The sequence below is a fragment of the Pseudomonas sp. 1121_17 genome (assembly GCF_052850745.1).
In genome coordinates this window covers 557,822-576,060 of sequence record NZ_VXCX01000001.1, presented here as the reverse complement: position 1 = coordinate 576,060, position 18,239 = coordinate 557,822, and the positions used below count along the sequence as shown (strand labels likewise).

At 63.7% G+C, this 18,239-nt stretch carries 9 protein-coding genes; 7 read left to right on the top strand and 2 right to left on the bottom strand.

What is annotated here, in order from left to right:
• Positions 1-385: 385 nt before the first annotated feature.
• The 7 genes from glgA to FW789_RS02610 all read left to right on the top strand — a co-directional run bounded on the left by glgA (position 386) and on the right by FW789_RS02610 (position 12,655).
• A complete protein-coding gene (glgA, locus tag FW789_RS02640; protein WP_103437910.1) occupies positions 386-1,945 on the top strand; it encodes a glycogen synthase GlgA in 1,560 nt (519 codons plus the stop codon).
• Positions 1,946-1,959: 14 nt separating this feature from the next.
• Positions 1,960-3,702 carry a malto-oligosyltrehalose trehalohydrolase gene (treZ, locus tag FW789_RS02635; protein WP_446430842.1) on the top strand — a complete coding sequence of 581 codons (1,743 nt, stop codon included), beginning with the start codon at positions 1,960-1,962 and terminating at the stop codon, positions 3,700-3,702.
• Positions 3,699-5,768 carry a 4-alpha-glucanotransferase gene (malQ, locus tag FW789_RS02630; RefSeq protein ID WP_446430841.1) on the top strand — a complete coding sequence of 690 codons (2,070 nt, stop codon included), beginning with the start codon at positions 3,699-3,701 and terminating at the stop codon, positions 5,766-5,768. The genes treZ and malQ overlap by 4 nt, the downstream gene beginning before the upstream one ends.
• A complete protein-coding gene (locus tag FW789_RS02625; RefSeq protein WP_446430840.1) occupies positions 5,765-8,533 on the top strand; it encodes a malto-oligosyltrehalose synthase in 2,769 nt (922 codons plus the stop codon). The genes malQ and FW789_RS02625 overlap by 4 nt, the downstream gene beginning before the upstream one ends.
• 17 nt (positions 8,534-8,550) lie before the next feature.
• Positions 8,551-8,868 (top strand): DUF2934 domain-containing protein, encoded by a 318-nt coding sequence (locus FW789_RS02620; protein ID WP_207073043.1) that lies wholly within the window; start codon positions 8,551-8,553, stop codon positions 8,866-8,868.
• Between the two features lie 151 nt (positions 8,869-9,019).
• Positions 9,020-11,173 (top strand): glycogen debranching protein GlgX, encoded by a 2,154-nt coding sequence (gene glgX, locus FW789_RS02615; RefSeq protein WP_103437915.1) that lies wholly within the window; start codon positions 9,020-9,022, stop codon positions 11,171-11,173.
• A gap of 405 nt (positions 11,174-11,578) precedes the next feature.
• The gene (locus FW789_RS02610; protein WP_446430839.1) at positions 11,579-12,655 is read left to right on the top strand and encodes an autotransporter domain-containing protein; all 1,077 of its coding nucleotides are present in this window, start codon (positions 11,579-11,581) and stop codon (positions 12,653-12,655) included.
• Between the two features lie 48 nt (positions 12,656-12,703).
• Here the strand turns inward: FW789_RS02610 and glgB are convergent, their stop codons facing one another.
• Both glgB and treS read right to left on the bottom strand, forming a co-directional pair.
• Positions 12,704-14,917, bottom strand: coding sequence for a 1,4-alpha-glucan branching protein GlgB (glgB, locus tag FW789_RS02605; RefSeq protein ID WP_446430838.1), 2,214 nt, complete (start codon positions 14,915-14,917; stop codon positions 12,704-12,706).
• Complete coding sequence (gene treS, locus FW789_RS02600) at positions 14,918-18,229, bottom strand: maltose alpha-D-glucosyltransferase (protein ID WP_186699341.1); 3,312 nt, start codon at positions 18,227-18,229, stop codon at positions 14,918-14,920.
• Positions 18,230-18,239 lie beyond the last annotated feature (10 nt).

The window sequence follows — 18,239 nt, the reverse complement described above, 5'->3', positions numbered from 1 at the left end:
CGATTTACACCCATCTACAGACGCCAACGTTTGCGTCTGGCCCGCCTCATAACGAAAGTGACCGGCGGGTCACCTTTTTATCACCTACTCTCCTACACTCGAATCCGGCCCGCCATTTGCTCTGTCTTCAAGTGACGCAAATAAGTCGAACTTTTCAAAACTGCGGTGGGTCAGCAAGTAAGTAGGCCAGGCAAAGGTAAAAACCCAGCCCTGGTCAAGCCATCCCGGACTGATCGACCGCCTTTGGCAAGTACGCTGATTGCGCAGTGCCCGCGCGCACGTTCAGGAGCATGGATAGCACTACACCGTTTAGACCAGAGAGAACCCAACACGAAGCAATGCGACGGGTGCCAGCCACCCGACCAGATTAGGGACGGAGAGAAGAATGATCAGTGCCGCTGTCGAGCCACACGCAAGTAGTTTCAACCCGAACAACCGCGAGCCGCTGCAGATGGAGCGCGGGACGGCAGGCAAGGCACCTGGCGCAGAGCGCCAGAACAACCCGAACAAGCGCAAGGTTCTCTTTGTTACTTCGGAATTCGCCGATCTGGTCAAGACCGGCGGCCTGGGCGATGTGTCTGCCGCACTGCCGCGGGCCATGGCTCACCTGCACGATGTGCGGGTGCTGATCCCCGGCTACCCGCAGGTGGTCGACAGCGACTACCCGATCCATATCGTTGGTGAACTCGGCGGCCACGCTGCTCTGCCGCCGTGCAAGATCGGCCGTATGGACCTGCCCGATGGCCTGGTCATCTATGTGCTGATCTGCCCGGAACTGTATGAGCGTGAAGGCTCGCCCTACGGCGCCAACAACGGGCGCGATTGGCCGGACAACCATATTCGCTTCGCCCGCCTCGGCTTGGCCGCAGCAGAAATCGCTGCTGGCGAGGGCCTGGCACACTGGACCCCGGAACTGGTCCACGCCCACGACTGGCCGGCTGGCCTGGCACCGGCGTACATGCACTGGCGCGGTCTGAAGACACCGACTCTGTTCACCATCCACAACCTGGCCTATCAGGGCGTGTACAACCGTGGCTGCAGCCCGGAGCTGGCGATCCCTGATCACGCCATGCAGCAGGAGGGCATGGAGTTCTACGGCAAGCTGTCGTTCCTCAAGGCCGGCCTGGCTTATTCCAGCCACATCACCACGGTCAGCGCCACTTACGCCAAGGAAATCACCACCCCCGAGTTCGGTTGTGGCCTGGACGGCTTCCTTGCCAGCAAGGCGCAACAGGGCTTGCTTGGTGGCATTCCCAATGGCATCGACGAAAGCTGGGATTCGGCGACCGACAAGCACCTGGTGCACAACTTCAGCATCAACGACTGGGACGGCAAGGCGCGCAATGCCGCGCAGGTCCGCGAGCTGTTCGAACTCGAGCCATCCGACGGCCCGCTGTTCGCGGTGGTCTCGCGGCTGGTGTTCCAGAAAGGTCTCGACCTGACCTTGGCCGTTGCCGACTTCATCGTCGAGCAAGGCGGTCAGATTGCGATCATCGGCCGCGGCGAGCCAGAAGAAGAACAAGCCATGCGCGAGCTGGCGCTGCGTCACCCAGGCCGTATCGGCGTGCGCATTGGCTTCAACGAAACCGACGCCCGGCGCATGTTCGCCGGCAGCGATTTCCTGCTGATGCCATCGCGTTACGAACCCTGCGGCTTGAGCCAGATGTACGCCCAGCGCTTCGGTTCGCTGCCGGTGGCGCGCAATACCGGCGGCCTGGCCGACACCATCGACAATGGTGTCACCGGTTTCCTGTTCAACGAATCCACCGTCGACAGCTACCGCGAGGCGCTGAGCCGCGCCTTCTATATCTATGGCAAGAAAGACCTGTTGCATGCCATGCGCTGCCTGTCGATGACCCAGCCATTCAACTGGTGTCAGGCGGTCGAACCCTATGCGCACCTTTATGAAGATCTGGTCAAACAGGTCCAGCTGAGCAATTACTGATCGGAGTTACGAAGATGCACAGACATGGCGCACACATGTTGGACGCCACGTCGGCGCGCTTCGCCCTCTGGGCGCCGGATGCGCGCAGCGTGAGCCTGCAACTGCAAGACCAACCTGAAATCCTCATGCAGCGTGACAGCGATGGCTGGTTCAGCATCGATGTCGCCTGCCCGCCCGGCAGGCGTTATCGCTATCGGGTCAACGCTGAACTGGAAGTGGCCGACCCGGCCTCGCGCTATCAGCCCGAGGGCGTACACGGCCCCAGCCAACTGGTCGATCTTGCTGCATACCCCTGGCTGCACCCGTGGCAGGGCCGGCCCTGGCATGAAGCAGTTATCCAGGAGGTGCACGTCGGCCTGCTGGACGGCTACGCCGGCGTCGCCGGGCAACTGCCGCGGCTGGCTGAGCTGGGCGTAACTGCCATCGAATTGATGCCCTTGGGGCAGTTCCCAGGCGAGCGTAACTGGGGCTACGACGGCGTGCTGCCGTTCGCTCCACAGCACAATTACGGCAGCCCGCAGCAGTTGTGTGCACTGGTTGATAAAGCCCATGGCCATGGCCTGATGGTGATGGTCGATGTGGTCTACAACCACTTCGGCCCGGACGGCAACTACCTGCACGCCTACGCTGACCCGTTTTTCCGCGAAGACCGGCAGACGCCATGGGGCGCCGCGATTGATTTTCGCAAGCCCGAGGTGCGCGAGTACTTTATCCAGAACGCCCTGATGTGGCTGTGTGACTACCGCATTGACGGCCTGCGCCTGGATGCGGTGCATGCTATCGACCAACCGGATTTTCTACTCGAACTGGCCGCCCGGGTGCGTGCTGCAGTAGAGCCGGGACGACAGGTCTGGCTGGTACTGGAAAACGAGCACAATCAGGCCGACCTGCTCGAACAGGGCTTCGACGCGCAGTGGAACGACGATGGCCACAACGCCTTGCACGTGCTGCTGACCGACGAAGTGGAAGGGTATTACGAAGACTACAAGGACCGTCCAGTTGAAAAGCTCGCTCGCTGCCTGAGCGAGGGGTTCGTGTTCCAAGGGCAGAACACTCGCCACGGCACCCCGCGTGGTGAACCCAGCGGGCATCTGCCGCCGACCTCGTTCGTGCTGTTTTTGCAGAACCACGACCAGATCGGCAACCGCGCCATGGGCGAGCGCCTGACCCGCCTCTGCCCGCCGCAGGCGCTGCGTGCCGCAACCGGGCTGTTGCTGCTGTCGCCGATGATCCCGTTGCTGTTCATGGGCGATGAAGAAGGCAGCTGTCAGCCGTTCGTGTTCTTCACCGACTTCCATGACGAACTGGCCGATGCAGTACGTGAGGGGCGCCGCGGCGAGTTTGCCCACTTCGCCGCATTTGCCAACCCCGATACCCGCGCCAAGATCCCCGACCCGAACGCCGCCGCGACCTTCAACGCCTCACGGCTCGATGGCCAGCAAGTACTGGCCGGCTGGCACGGCTTGTACCAGCAACTGCTGCAACTGCGCGCTCGGCATATCGTCCCGCACTTGCCCGGCACCCGCGCCCTGGGCTGCGAAGTGCTCGGCGACAAGGCCGTCAGCGCGCGCTGGCAGTTGGGCAACGGCAGCGAGCTGCGCATCGACCTCAACCTGGGCGGTACTGCCGTCAACGCCAACCTGCCCGCCGCCCGCTGGCGCCTGTTCGACACTGGCGCCGATGCCCACCCTGACACTTCCCTGACCGCGCACAGTTGCGTGGTCAGCCTGATCCCTTCTGGCCTGGAACCATCATGAGCGACTCGCCCCTGCACCAATTGGCCGCTCGGGCCGGCCTGGCCCGAGACTGGATAGACGCCAACAACCGCCCGCAACAGGTCAGTGACGATGTCCTGCGCCAGGTCCTGGCCGGCCTCGGCCACCCTGCTGACGATAATGCCGCGATCACTGCCAGCCTGCGTGATCTGGAACACGCCGAAGACGGCGAGCACCTGCCGCCGCTGTTGACCTGCGAGGTCGACCAGGCGCTGTCGCTGGTGCATTACTTCCCGGCGGGCAGCGCTGTGCAGTGCGTGCTTGAAAACGGCGACCCGCTCGAGCTGCAACTGGACGAGCAGGCGCGCCTGCCGGGCACCCTGCCGCTTGGTTACCATCAACTGCAGATCGAGCAGCGCGAGTTCACCGTGGCGGTCTGCCCGCCGCGCTGTTACAGCCTTGAACAAGCCGTTGACGAGCCGCCTGCGCGGCTGTGGGGCCTGGCCGCTCAGTTGTACAGCCTGCGCCGGGAAGGTGGCGGCGGTTACGGCGATTGCATGGCCTTGGAGCAACTCGCCCGAAGCGCTGCCGAGCGCGGTGCCGACGCCATCGCGATCAGCCCCATCCATGCCTTGAGCCTCGCCGATCAGCAGCATTTCAGCCCCTACTCGCCTTCCAGCCGGCTCCAGCTCAACAGCCTCTATGCCAGCCCCGCCACCGTCCTCGGTGAGCGCGCGGTGCGCCTCGCTGTGGAAGCCTGCCTGTTGCAGCCAACCCTCGATGCACTTGAGCAGGAGCCGCTGGTCAACTGGCCGGTGGCCGCCGACGCGCAACAGCGCGTGCTGGAAGTCCTCTACAAAGACTTCAACCAGGGCAATCATCCGCTGCGTGATGACTTTGACAGTTTCTGCGCAGCGGCCGGCGAGCCACTGACGATGCATTGCCGCTTCGAGCTGCTGCAGGCCGAAGCTGTTGCCCAAGGCCTTGGCAGCGACTGGCGTAACTGGCCGCCGGACTGGCAAGACCCCCACCACCCTGAAGTCGAAGCACTGGCCGCCGCACATCCGTCGCGGGTGGAGTTTCATGCCTTTTGTCAGTGGCTGACTGAGCGCAGCCTGCAACGCGCACAACAGGCGGCAGTTGCCGGCGGCATGGCCATCGGCCTGATCGCCGACCTCGCCGTGGGTGCGGACGGTGCCGGCAGCCAGGCCTGGAGCCGGCAGGATGAACTGCTGGCCAGTCTGACCGTCGGCGCACCGCCGGATATTCTCAATCGCTCGGGGCAAGACTGGGGCATCAGTGCGTTCTCCCCAGAGGGCCTCAAGCGCAACGGCTACCGCGCCTTTATCGAAATGCTGCGGGCCAACCTGGCACATGCCGGCGGCCTGCGCATCGATCACGTCATGGGCCTGCGCCGGCTGTGGCTGATCCCCAACGGCGCCAAACCCAGCGAGGGCGCGTACCTGAATTTCCCGCTCGACGACCTGCTGCGCCTGCTGGCGCTGGAATCGGTCAAGCATGAGGCGGTGATCCTTGGCGAAGACCTTGGCACGGTGCCCGACGGCCTGCGCGAAACCCTGGCGAGCAAGGCCCTGCTGGGCATGCGCGTACTGCCTTTCGAGCAGCACTCGACCGGCCACTTCAAGGCGGTCCTGGACTGGCCGGACGACGCCATGGCGACCACCGGCACCCATGACCTGGCGCCCCTCGCCGGCTGGCTGCAAAGCCGCGATATCGACTGGAGCCATCGTTTGCAGTTGCTCGATGCCGCCGCAGAGCTGCACTGGCGTCACGACCGGCAAAAAGAGTGCGACGGCCTGCGCCGCCTGCTGGAAAGCAACTACGGCCCGCTGCCCGGTGATGACGAGTTGATTGACGCGGCTATCCGCTTTGTCGGCCATACCCGCGCGCCGCTGGTACTGATCCCGCTGGAAGACCTGCTTGGCAGCGATGAGCAGCCCAACCTGCCCGGCACTACCGAAGGCCACCCCAACTGGCGGCGGCGTTTTACCAAGCCTGTGACTGAATTACTCGATGACGAAGACGCTGCACGGCGTTTGGAACTGCTGGCGCAAGCCCGCGAGCAAGCTTGGGAGCGTGACCGATGAAAGCCTTGACCGCAACTGTGCGCCTGCAATTGCACAGCGACTTCACCCTTGACGATGCAGTGCCGCTGGTGCCGTATTTTGCCCGCCTGGGCATCAGCCATGTGTACGCCTCGCCGATCCTCAAGGCCCGCGCCGGGTCACGTCATGGCTATGACGTGGTCGACCCGACCCAGATCAACCCGGAGCTGGGTGGCGAGGCGGCTTTGCTGCGCCTGGTCGCCGCCCTGCGCAAGCACGGCATGGGCTTCATTCTCGACACCGTGTCCAACCACATGGCCGTCGGTGGCGCCGACAACCCCTGGTGGCAGAGCCTGTTGGCCTGGGGTCGACGCAGCCCCTACGCCGAATTCTTCGATATCCAGTGGCACTCCGCCGACCCGCTGCTGGCCGGTCAACTGCTGCTGCCGTTTCTCGGCAGCGATTATGGCCAGGCCCTGCAGAACGGCGAACTGCCGCTGACCTTCGATGCCACGACCGGCATGCTCGAGGTTGCTCATTATGATCACCGATTCCCGATCTGTCCGGCCGATTACGGCCAGATCCTCAGCCACATTCCACAGCTGCAAGACCTGGCTCAGCACTTCAGTGCCTTGCGCGGTTCGGCGCAGCCGCTGATAGACGCTCAGGCTCTGCACGCCGAACTGGCACGCCGGGTCAATGCCGGCACCTCGCTGGAGCAAGCCTTGGCTGCCTTCGACAGCAGCAGCGAGCAAGGCTTCCATCGCCTGCACGAGCTGCTCGAACGGCAAAGCTACCGTCTGGCCAGCTGGCGCACCGCTGCCGACGACATCAACTGGCGGCGCTTCTTCGACATCAACGAGCTGGGAGGCCTGCGCGTTGAGCGTTCGGTGGTGTTCGAGGCGACTCATGCGAAGCTGTTCGAGCTGATCGAACGCGGCCTGGTCGATGGCCTGCGCATCGACCATATCGATGGCCTTGCCGACCCTCGTGGTTACTGCCGCAAACTGCGCCGACGGGTCGACGGCCTGCTCGCCGCCCGGCCAGTGGAAGCCGCCGTGGAGCACTTCCCGATCTACGTGGAGAAAATCCTCGGCGTCGACGAGCACTTGCATCAGGACTGGTTGACCGACGGCACCACCGGTTACGAGTTCATGAACCAGGTGTCGCTGGTGCAGCACGACCCGGCCGGTGAGGCGCCGTTGACCGAGCTTTGGCGCGAAGTCAGCGAACGCCCCGAGTTCGAGGAAGAAGTCCGTCAGGCGCGCAGACTGGTGCTCAACGCGAGCCTGGCCGGCGACTGCGAATCGGTGGCGCAGGCCTTGTTGCAAGTGGCCCGCGACGACCTGATGACCCGCGACCTGACCCTGGGCGCGATTCGCCGCGCCTTGCAGGCGTTGGTCGAGCACTACTCGGTGTACCGCACCTACATCAATGCCCTCGGCCGCCCTGCCGAAGACGAAGCGTTCTTCCAACAGGCCCTGCTTGCCGCCCGGCAGACCCTCAGCGAAGCCGACTGGCCGCTGCTGGCCCAGCTCGAGCAGTGGCTCGGCGGCCAGCGCTGGCGCAGCCTGCCACCGGGCCGGGCGCGCAAGCAGCTGCGCCATGCCTGTGTGCGCTTCCAGCAACTGACCGCGCCCAGCGCCGCCAAAGCGGTTGAAGACACCGCCTTCTATCGCTCGGCGCGGCTGTTGTCGCGCAATGACGTCGGCTTTGAAGCCGAGCGATTCAGCGCACCGCCCGAGGCGTTCCATGAAGAAGCGCAGCGGCGCCTGCGTGACTTCCCCGACAACCTGCTGGCCACCGCCACCCACGACCACAAACGCGGTGAAGATTGCCGTGCTCGGCTGGCCGTGCTCAGCGAACGCGGGCCGTGGCTGGCGGGCCGTGTCGAGCACTGGCGCGAACTGGCCGAGCCGCTGCGCGAGGCCCTGAACGATGGCCCGGCGCCGAGCCCGGGCGACGAGCTGATGCTGTATCAGACCCTGCTCGGCAGCTGGCCGCTGCAGCTTGATCTGAACGATCAAAGCGCGTTGGAGCAATACGCCGAGCGCATCCGTCAGTGGCAACAAAAAGCCCTGCGTGAAGCCAAACTGCGCAGCGCCTGGAGTGCTCCGAACGAGGCCTACGAGGCCGCCTCGGCGGCGTTTGTCGATGGCCTGTTGCTGGAGCGTGATCACCAGCAACTGCGCAATTCCCTGGCTGAAGCTGCACAGGCGCTGGCCTGCCCTGGCGCACTCAACGGCCTGGCCCAGACCCTGCTGCGGATGACCTCTCCGGGCGTGCCAGACCTGTACCAAGGCAACGAGTACTGGGACTTCAGCCTGGTCGACCCGGACAACCGGCGCCCGGTCGACTACGCTCTGAGACGGGCCACGCTGGATGCCAGCACGCCACTGGCCGAGCTGCTTGGGCAATGGCGCGATGGGCGCATCAAGCAAGCGCTGATCGCCGAGGTGCTTGACCTGCGCATGGCGCACCCGCAGCTGTTCCGCCGTGGTGACTACCTGCCGCTGGAGGTACAGGGCGAACATGCCGACAAGGTCCTCGCGTTTGCCCGTGTTGCCGAGGGCGAGCGCGCCATCGTGGTGGTGCCGCGCCTGGCCAGCAGCTTGCTGGGCACTGCCAGCGCACCGTTGATCCCAGCGCAGAACTGGGGCAACACACAGCTGATTCTGCCGTTTGCCGAGTCCACTGCACATTGGACTGGACTTTTTGCGAGCCGCGCGGTCAGCCCTACTAGAGCGCTGAATTTGCGCGACGTATTGGCGGAATGCCCGGTCAATCTGTTGATACAACAATCTTGAGTATCAGGAGCGTCATGATGAGTGCCAACGAAAAGCGTATTCGCCAGTTTGCCTACGAAATCTGGGAGTCCGAAGGCAAGCCAGAGGGTCATGAGGAACGCCATTGGGAAATGGCCCGCAAGCTCGTCGAAGCGGAAGCCAGTTCGCCCCAGGCCGAGCCCCGTAAAAAACCTGCAGCCAAGCCCAAGGCCGCTGCCGAGCCCAAAGCTGCCGCGCAGCCAAAGCCCAGCGCCGCCCAGAGCAAAGCAGCACAGGCCAAACCTGCCGCCAGCGCAGCAGAAAAGCCAGCCGCCGCGAGGAAGTCTCGCACTGCGAAGAAACCTGCCGGCAGCTGAAACGCAACAATTGCGTAGCGGTTGAGCTCAACGCCTCCAGTACCCCGGCGCCGTCCTGCAAAGCAAGTTTGCAGCGGCGCCGGGGCTGGCTTGAGTTGCCCGCCGTACGACCACCTTTGCCCACCCATTCCCCTTGCCATCGAGGTCTGCCATGAGCCCCCGTGCCCAAAAGAAAACCCGCTCCGTTGCTCCCTCGCGCATTCGCGAGGGCATGCCCTTCCCCCTCGGTGCTACCTGGGACGGCCTGGGCGTCAACTTCGCCTTGTTCTCGGCCAACGCCACCAAGGTTGAACTGTGCATCTTCGATTCCAGCGGCGAGCAGGAGCTCGAGCGTATCGAGCTGCCTGAGTACACCGACGAGATCTATCACGGCTACCTGCCAGACGCTCACCCGGGGCTGGTTTACGGCTACCGTGTGTATGGCCCGTACGAGCCGCAGAACGGTCATCGTTTCAACCCTAACAAGCTGTTGATCGACCCCTACGCCAAACAGCTGGTCGGCACCCTGAAGTGGTCCGAAGCGCTGTTCGGCTACACCATCGGCCATCCCGATGGCGACCTGTCGTTCGACGAGCGTGACAGCGCCCCGTTCGTGCCCAAGTGCAAGGTCATCGATCCGGCCTTTACCTGGGGCCGCGACCACCGGGTGCAGGTGCCGTGGGATCAGACCATCATCTACGAAGCCCACACCCGTGGCATCAGCATGCGCCACCCTTCGGTGCCGGAAGAGCTGCGCGGCACCTTCGCCGGTCTGGCCAACGATGATCTGCTCAAGCACATCAAGGATCTGGGCGTTTCGTCGATCGAGCTGCTGCCGATCCACGCCTTCGTCAACGACCAGCACCTGCTGGAAAAGGACCTGAGCAACTACTGGGGCTACAACAGCATCGCCTTCTTCGCGCCGCACCCGGCGTACCTGGCCAGCGGCAAGATCGCCGAGTTCAAGGAGATGGTCGCGCACCTGCACAACGCCGACCTCGAAGTGATCCTCGATGTGGTCTACAACCACACCGCCGAGGGCAACGAGCAAGGCCCGACGCTGTCGATGCGCGGTATCGACAACGCCTCGTACTACCGCCTGATGCCGGATGACAAGCGCTACTACATCAACGACTCCGGCACCGGCAACACCCTCGATCTGAGCCACCCGTGCGTGCTGCAACTGGTCACCGACTCGCTGCGTTACTGGGCCGGCGAGATGCGCGTGGACGGCTTCCGCTTCGACCTGGCGACCATCCTCGGCCGGTACCATGATGGCTACAACGAGCGCCACAGCTTCCTCGTCGCCTGCCGCCAGGACCCGCTGCTGAGCCAGGTCAAGCTGATCGCCGAGCCGTGGGACTGCGGCCCGGGCGGTTACCAGGTCGGCAACTTTGCGCCGGGCTGGGCCGAGTGGAACGACCGCTTCCGCGACACCGTGCGCAGCTTCTGGAAAGGCGACGAAGGCCAGCTGGCCGACTTTGCCGCGCGCATGACTGCCTCCGGCGACATGTTCAACAACCGCGGCCGGCGCCCGTATTCTTCGGTCAACTTCATCACCGCCCACGACGGCTTTACCCTGCGTGACCTGGTCTCGTACAACGACAAGCACAACGAAGACAACGACGAGAACAACCAGGACGGCACCAGCAACAACATGTCGTGGAACTGCGGCGTCGAAGGCCCGACCGAAGATCCCGAGATCGCCGCCCTGCGCATGCGCCAGATGCGCAACTTCTTCTCTACCCTGCTGCTTGCCCAAGGCACGCCGATGATCGTTGCCGGTGACGAGTTCAGCCGCACCCAGCACGGCAACAACAATGCCTATTGCCAGGACAGCGAGATCGGCTGGATCAACTGGGACCTGGACGAAGAAGGTAGCGAGCTGCTGGCCTTCGTCAAACGCCTCACCCGCCTGCGCCTGAAGTACCCGGTGCTGCGTCGCTCGCGCTTCCTGGTCGGCGATTATAACGAAGCGATCGGCGTCAAGGATGTCACCTGGCTGGCGCCGGATGGCAACGAGATGAGCGTCGAGCAATGGGAAGATCCGCACGGGCGTTGCCTGGGCATGCTCATCGATGGCCGTGCGCAGGTCAGCGGCATCGCCCGCCCAGGCTCGGAGGCCACCGTGCTGCTGATCGTCAACTCACACCACGACAAGGTGCCGTTCCTGCTGCCTTCGGTGCCACAGGGCGAGCACTGGAACTGCCTGATCGACACCGACCGACCTGAGCTGCGCAAGGCTGAGCGGCTGGAGTTCGGCACCACCTTCGAGGTGACCGGCCGTTCGTTCCTGCTGATGGTGCTGGAGCGGGACGAAGACTGAGTGCGGGTGATGGCTGATGCACCTCTGCTGCGCTGTATCGCTGCAGAGGTGCAGGTCACACACCGAAAAGTCACACGCCGCTAGCAATGTTTCGGCATAGCCAATTCAGGGCAAATAGCGATCCTCGCTATGCGCCTTGAATTGTTCAACGATTCCAATCCTTTACCTCCATTTACAGTTCATCCACACGCCCCTCACAGATTCTTGACGCAAGCGCTGCGGTCTCCTTAGCTGAACTTACCAACTGTAGTAAATATTTCGCGCCGGGCGCTCTGGCGCGCGCCTTCGTGCGCGTTGAACACGCCCTGCGTGCTGGTTTGGGTCGCCCTCTGATGTGTGCCGTACAGCCCGTGACAACAGGCCAGGTCCCTTGGCTGTATTCAATGACAACAGAGGAGAACCGCCATGAACAAGACAGCGCATCCATCACGGATGGAGCATGTTTTCTACGCGGTTTCCACGTCGCTGCTTCTGGCAACCCCGGTGGAAACTTTTGCTTTCGATCAGCAGGACGACGAGCCCTTCGCCAGCCTCTTGCAGCAACCGGCTCCGGCGCAGTTTTCGCTTGATCCGGTCAGCGCCAGCGGCTTGAACATCAATACCCTGAGCGCCCTCTCAGAACGGCTGAGCGGGCGTCAGCAGCGGCCCCTGCCTGACGTGGACGCCAACCAATGGGCACAGCTTTTTCCCGGCCTGCCGCGCAGCAGCGCCCCAATGCAAAATCAGCTCGAAGCCCGCAGCCAGCAGTTGATCGTCGGACCTGATCTGCTGGTGCGCGAATCATCCGCCGGCAACCTGCACCGCGCCGGCATCTTCGCCGGCCAGAACAACCTGCGGAGCTCGTTCAACGGCATGCGCCCGCTGCTTGGCGACAAGCAGCGCAATGCAGTCAGCCTCAGCGGCGAAAGCCTGGGCGTGTACTGGAGCATGAGCAATGACAAGGGCTGGCACCTGGATGCAGTGGCCATGGGCACGCGCATCGACGTCAGCGGCCGCAGCGACAGCGGCCAGCGCCTGGACGATAGCGGTCACGCCATGACCTTCTCGGTCGAGGGCGGTTTGCCTATTGGTCTGGGTGGTGGCTGGGTGATCGAGCCGCAGGCGCAATTGATCAATCAGCAGTTCTTCCCCGGTAGCCAGGCGCAGGAGGCGACGTTGCAGGCGTTCGACAGCCAGCCGAACTGGAGCGGCCGCGTCGGGGCCAAACTGTCGGCCCGTTATGATGTACGCGGAACGCCGGTCGAACCCTACCTGCGGACAGACGTCTGGTACGACTTCAGCAACGCCGATGGCGTACAGCTGGATCAGGTCGACAAGATTTCCAGCTCGCGCAAGTCGACCACGGTCGAACTTGGCCTGGGGCTGGTGGCGCGGATGACGCCGGATGTGGCGCTGTTCGTCAGCGCCGACTACAGCAGCGACGTCGACGACAATGATCTGAATGGGCTGATTGGCAGCCTGGGTGTGAAGATGCGCTGGTGAACCGATCCGGGCAAGCTGCAGCGAGGCTGCGGCTTGCCCGGACTGGATTCAGCTGGCTGGCTTAAGCACCAGTACGCCCAGTGGCGGCAGGTTCAGCGCCAACGACAGCGGCTGCCCATGAGCCGGCAGCGCTTCAGTCGCTACGGCGCCCAGATTGCCGACGTTGGAGCCGGCGTACTCCTGTGCGTCGGTGTTGAGCAGCTCTTGCCAGTGCTCAGCAAACGGCACGCCAACCCGGTAGCCCTCACGCGGCACTGGGGTGAAGTTGGCCACGACCAGCAATGGCTCGCCACTGCTGCTCCAGCGTAACCAGGCAAATACACTGTTCTGCGCGTCGTCGCCGATCAGCCACTGGAAGCCCTGAGGCTGGCAGTCCTGCTCGTGCAATGCCGGCAGTTCGCGGTACAGGCGGTTGAGGTCGCCAACCAGCTGTTTGACGCCCTGGTGCTCGGAGTACTGCAGCAGGTACCAATCCAGCTGCTGGTCATGGTTCCACTCACGCCACTGACCAAACTCACAGCCCATGAACAGCAGCTTCTTGCCTGGGTGCATCCACATGAATGCCAGGTAGGCGCGCAGGTTGGCAAACTTCTGCCAGCGGTCACCGGGCATCTTGTCGATCAGCGAATGCTTGCCATGCACCACTTCGTCGTGGGAAATCGGCAGGATGAAATGCTCGGAGTAGGCATAGATCAGGCCGAAGCTCATCTCGTTGTGGTGGTGATTGCGGTGTACCGGGTCGTTCTGGATGTAGTGCAGGGTGTCGTGCATCCAGCCCATGTTCCACTTGTAGTCAAAGCCCAGGCCGCCCTGCTGGGACGGTTGGCTGACGCCGGGCCAAGAGGTGGATTCCTCGGCGATAACCAAGGCCCCAGGCGCCTCATGGGCAACCACGCCGTTGAGGTGACGCAGGAAGTCGATGGCCTCCAGGTTCTCGCGCCCGCCATGGCGGTTGGGCACCCACTCGCCGGCCTTGCGCGAATAGTCGCGGTAGAGCATCGAGGCCACGGCATCGACGCGCAGGCCGTCGATATGGAAGTGCTTCAGCCAGTGCAGCGCCGAGGCCATCATGAACCCACGCACCTCGTTGCGGCCGAGGTTGTAGATCAGCGTGTTCCAGTCCTGATGGAAGCCCTCCAGTGGGTTTTCGTACTCATACAACGCAGTCCCATCAAAGCGCGCCAGGCCGTGCTCATCGGTCGGGAAATGCGCCGGCACCCAGTCGAGAATCACGCCGATGCCGCCCTGGTGGCAGGCATCGATGAAGGCAGCAAAATCTTCGGCAGTGCCGTAGCGCGACGTCGGTGCGAACATCGACAGCGGCTGGTATCCCCACGAGCCCCCGAACGGGTGCTCCATTATCGGCAGCATCTCGATGTGGGTGAAACCCAGCTCCTGCACATAGGGCACCAGGCGCTCGGCCAGCTCACGCCAGTTATACAGTCGGGCTACTTCACCGCTGTCATTGAGCTCGCACTGCCACGAGCCCACGTGCAGCTCGTAGATCGACAGCGGCGCGTTGTAGGCATGGCGCTGGGCGCGTTGCTCCATCCAGTCCTGGTCGCGCCATTCGTGGCCCAACGGGCCGGCCACTTTCGAGGCAGTGCTGGGCGGCAGCTCGGTGGCGCGTGCCAACGGGTCGGCCTTGAGCGGCAGCACGCCATCCTGGCCGAGCACTTCGAACTTGTAGGTCTCGCCAACGCCCAGGCGCGGCAGAAACAATTCCCAGACCCCGGCGCCATGGCGCAGGCGCATCGGGTGGCGGCGGCCGTCCCAGTTGTTGAAATGGCCGACGACCGAGACCCGCTTGGCGTTCGGCGCCCACACCGAGAACAGCACGCCGTCGACGCCGTCGACCTGCATTGGCTGGGCGCCAAAACGCCCGGCCAGGTCACGGTGATTGCCCTCGGCAAACAGGTGCATGTCGATGTCGCCCAGCTGCGGGCCGAAACTGTACGGGTCTTCGGTGACCTGTTCACCACCGGCCCAGTTGATTACCAGTTGATAGTCCTGCGGCTGCGCCATGCGGGCGCTGAACAAACCGGGCAAGCTGCCCTGTTGCATTTCGGCAAGCACGCTGCCGTCGCTGCGCGAAATGACTTTGGCGCTCAGCGCGGCCGGTAGAAAAGCACGCACAAACTGTCCGCCCGCACCGTCCGGGTGCGGGCCGAGCACGGCAAATGGATCGGCGTGCTCGGCGCGGGCCAGGGCGTCGATGTCCCGTTGCCGAAGGCCGCCGTTGTCACGCTTGGTTGCGTTCATTTATGACTCTCCCCAGGTACTGATCAGTCCATGCAGACCATGCAAAGGCACGGCCAGCCAGCTTGGCCGGTTTTCGGCTTCATAAGTAATTTCGTAAGCAGCCTTTTCCAGGCAGAACAGCTCCAGTGCCGCGCGCTCGCCGTCGGCCTGCTCCCAGGCGTGGGGCATGGCGGCAGTGGCCAAACCATAGGCTTCGACGAAGGCGTGACGTGACTGGTGCAGGTACTGCCTAGCTACTCGCTGACGTGCCTGCCGCGCGGCGTCGGACAGGTCTACTGCCGAGTCGCTGCGCAGAATCATCGCAGCAGCATAGTCGAACGAGCGCAGCACGCCGCTGACATCTTTATATGGGCTGTGCTTGGCCCGGCGCTCCTGCAGCGGCCGGGCCGGCTCGCCCTCGAAGTCGATCAGGTAAGCGTCGCCCTGCACCACCAGTACCTGGCCCAGATGCAGGTCACCATGCACACGCATGAGCAAGCCACCCTGGGCCTGTTGAGCCAGCTCCTCGACGCGCTTGGCGAGGCCGTCGCGCTGTTGCTGCAGGTCGTCGACCAAGGCCTGGCTTTCGCTGTCGAGGCTATCGCGGTGCTGCGCGAGCAGGTCCAGCGCGTGGCTCAGTTCGGCGCTGATCTGCTCGCCCCAACGGGCGCTGTCGTCGGCGCTGCTGGCGCGTGGCGCGAACGCCTCGTCCTCGGTCGGCGTGGCCAGCAGCAGGTGCATTTCACCCAGACGCTGCCCGAACAGTGCGGCGAAGCCGTTGAGCTCGGTCAGGGCATCGGTGTGCGTTTCAGCGTCGGTACGGGTGGGCTCCATTTCATCGCGAATCGCGCGCTCCAGAGTGTTCTGGGTCCAGGCCCAGGCATCGCCCTGGTTGCTCAGGTAGCCCTGGGCGATCATCAATAGATTTGGCTCTTTCTGCGCATCCACTCGGCTGACCCACGCCAGCAGCGGCGAGATATTGGCAAAGCCGCCAGCGGTCAGGTAGGCGCTCATTTCCAGCTCGGGGTGAATACCCGGATTGACCCGGCGGATCAGCTTGAGTACTACGCAATCGCCGATCACTACCGAGCTATTCGACTGCTCGGCACTCAGGTAGCGCACCGGGCTGTCTTCATCCAGCCCAAGCGGCGCCAACAGGTCAGTCGCCTGGAAGCGCAACTCCCCATGCTCATAAGGCAACACGGTGCCGTCCTGGCAGTTACGCAGCACCGCACGAATGAACGGCTCGAGCACGAAGGCGTCGGTGATGAGGCCAACCTGACTGCCCCGACGCACGCGCGACAAGGCCAGTTGCTGCGGCAGCGCGCTGTGGATCTGGTCTTCAGGCAGCAGGCCAAACGGCAATTGATAATGGGTGGTCACGCCGTTGCTGAGCACTTCCAGCTCGGCCAATAACACCGGCGTGGTGGCCGTAGCCAGGCGTACGCCGTAGCTCAGCCGAACCTGGTCAATCGGTGCTTCCTTGCCGGCAAACCAGCGCCGCTTGGGCAGGTATTGCGGCAGTACCGAAGTTTCCAGGGCGTCTCGTGCGGGGGCATCAAGTAGCTCTTCCATACGTTTACGCAGCACCAATGTGGTCAGTTCAGGAAGGCTTTCTGCAGGCTCGGCATGCCAGCTGGGCATGCGCTCACGCGAGGCGAGGACGAACCAGTAGAAGCCGTAAGGCGCCAAGGTCAACAGGAACGGCAACTGGCCTATCGGCGGGAAGGCACTGCCACCGAGCATCTCCACCGGCACCCTATCGACGTACTGTGACAGGTCGAGTTCGGCCGCCTGCGCGGCGCGCGACACGTTGGCCACGCAGAGGATGGTTTCGCTATTGCCGTTGGCATCGGTGTATTCGCGGATGTAGGCGAGGATGCGCCGGTTGCTCGGCGTCAGGGTCTTCATGCTGCCGCGGCCAAAAGCCTTTTGCTGATTGCGCACAGCGAGCATGCGCCGGTTCCAGTTGAGCAGCGAATGCGGGTCGTGGGCCTGGGCTTCGACGTTGACCGTCTGGTAGCCGTAGAGCGGGTCCATCACCGGTGGCAGCACCAGCCGCTGCGGGTCGGCGCGAGAAAAACCACCGTTGCGGTCCGGCGACCACTGCATCGGCGTGCGAACGCCATCGCGGTCGCCCAGGTAGATGTTGTCGCCCATGCCCAGCTCATCGCCGTAGTACAGGGTCGGCGTACCGGGCATCGACAGCAGCAGGCTGGTCAGCAGTTCGATGCGCCGGCGGTCACGCTGCAGCAGCGGCGCCAGGCGCCGGCGGATGCCGAGGTTGATCCGGGCGCGGCGATCTTCAGCGTAGTAATTCCATAGGTAGTCGCGCTCACGGTCAGTGACCATCTCCAGGGTCAGCTCATCGTGGTTACGCAGGAAGATCGCCCACTGGCAGTCCGCCGGGATCTCGGGCGTCTGGCGCAGGATGTCGGTGATCGGGAAGCGGTCTTCCATGGCCAGGGCCATGTACATGCGCGGCATCAGCGGGAAGTGGAACGCCATGTGGCATTCGTCGCCAGTGCCCTCGCCAAAGTACGGCCGGGTGTCTTCCGGCCATTGGTTGGCCTCGGCCAAGAGCATGCGGTCCGGGTAGTTGGCGTCGATCTCGGCACGGATGGCTTTCAGCACTACATGCGTTTCAGCCAGGTTCTCGTTATTGGTGCCATCGCGCTCGATCAGATACGGGATCGCGTCCAGGCGCAGGCCGTCGACGCCGATGTCGAGCCAATAGCGCATTACATCGATAACGGCCTTGAGCACCCGCGGGTTGTCGAAGTTGAGGTCCGGCTGGTGCGAGTAGAAGCGGTGCCAGAAGTACTGCCCGGCAACCGGGTCCCAGGTCCAGTTGGACTTCTCGGTATCGAGGAAGATGATCCGCGTGCCGTCGTACTTCTGGTCGTCGTCCGACCACACGTAGAAATCCCGCGCCTTGCTGCCACGCTTGGCATGGCGCGCGCGCTGGAACCACGGGTGCTGGTCGGAGGTGTGGTTGATGACCAGCTCGGTGATCACTCGCAGGCCGCGCTTGTGCGCCTCGGCGATGAAGCGCTTGGCATCGGCCATGCTGCCGTAGTCCGGGTGCACGGCCTTGTACTCGGCAATGTCATAGCCGTCATCGCGCCGCGGCGACGGGTAGAACGGCAGCAGCCACAGCGTGTTGACGCCCAGCTCGGCGATGTAATCGAGCTTGCTGATCAGCCCGGCAAAATCACCGATGCCATCATTGTTGGCGTCGAAAAACGACTTGATGTGCAGCTGGTAGATCACCGCATCCTTGTACCAGAGCGGGTCGTCGATAAACGCTGCCGGGCGTGAACGCTTGGCCATGTGCGACTCC

Bases quoted from the DNA above. Each gene is read 5' to 3' on its own strand.
- FW789_RS02625 (WP_446430840.1), top strand. From the start codon at position 5,765: ATGAAAGCCTTGACCGCAACTGTGCGCCTGCAATTGCACAGCGACTTC.
- glgB (WP_446430838.1), bottom strand. From the start codon at position 14,917: ATGAACGCAACCAAGCGTGACAACGGCGGCCTTCGGCAACGGGACATC.
- FW789_RS02610 (WP_446430839.1), top strand. From the start codon at position 11,579: ATGAACAAGACAGCGCATCCATCACGGATGGAGCATGTTTTCTACGCG.
- glgA (WP_103437910.1), top strand. From the start codon at position 386: ATGATCAGTGCCGCTGTCGAGCCACACGCAAGTAGTTTCAACCCGAAC.
- FW789_RS02620 (WP_207073043.1), top strand. From the start codon at position 8,551: ATGAGTGCCAACGAAAAGCGTATTCGCCAGTTTGCCTACGAAATCTGG.
- malQ (WP_446430841.1), top strand. From the start codon at position 3,699: ATGAGCGACTCGCCCCTGCACCAATTGGCCGCTCGGGCCGGCCTGGCC.
- treZ (WP_446430842.1), top strand. From the start codon at position 1,960: ATGCACAGACATGGCGCACACATGTTGGACGCCACGTCGGCGCGCTTC.
- glgX (WP_103437915.1), top strand. From the start codon at position 9,020: ATGAGCCCCCGTGCCCAAAAGAAAACCCGCTCCGTTGCTCCCTCGCGC.
- treS (WP_186699341.1), bottom strand. From the start codon at position 18,229: ATGGCCAAGCGTTCACGCCCGGCAGCGTTTATCGACGACCCGCTCTGG.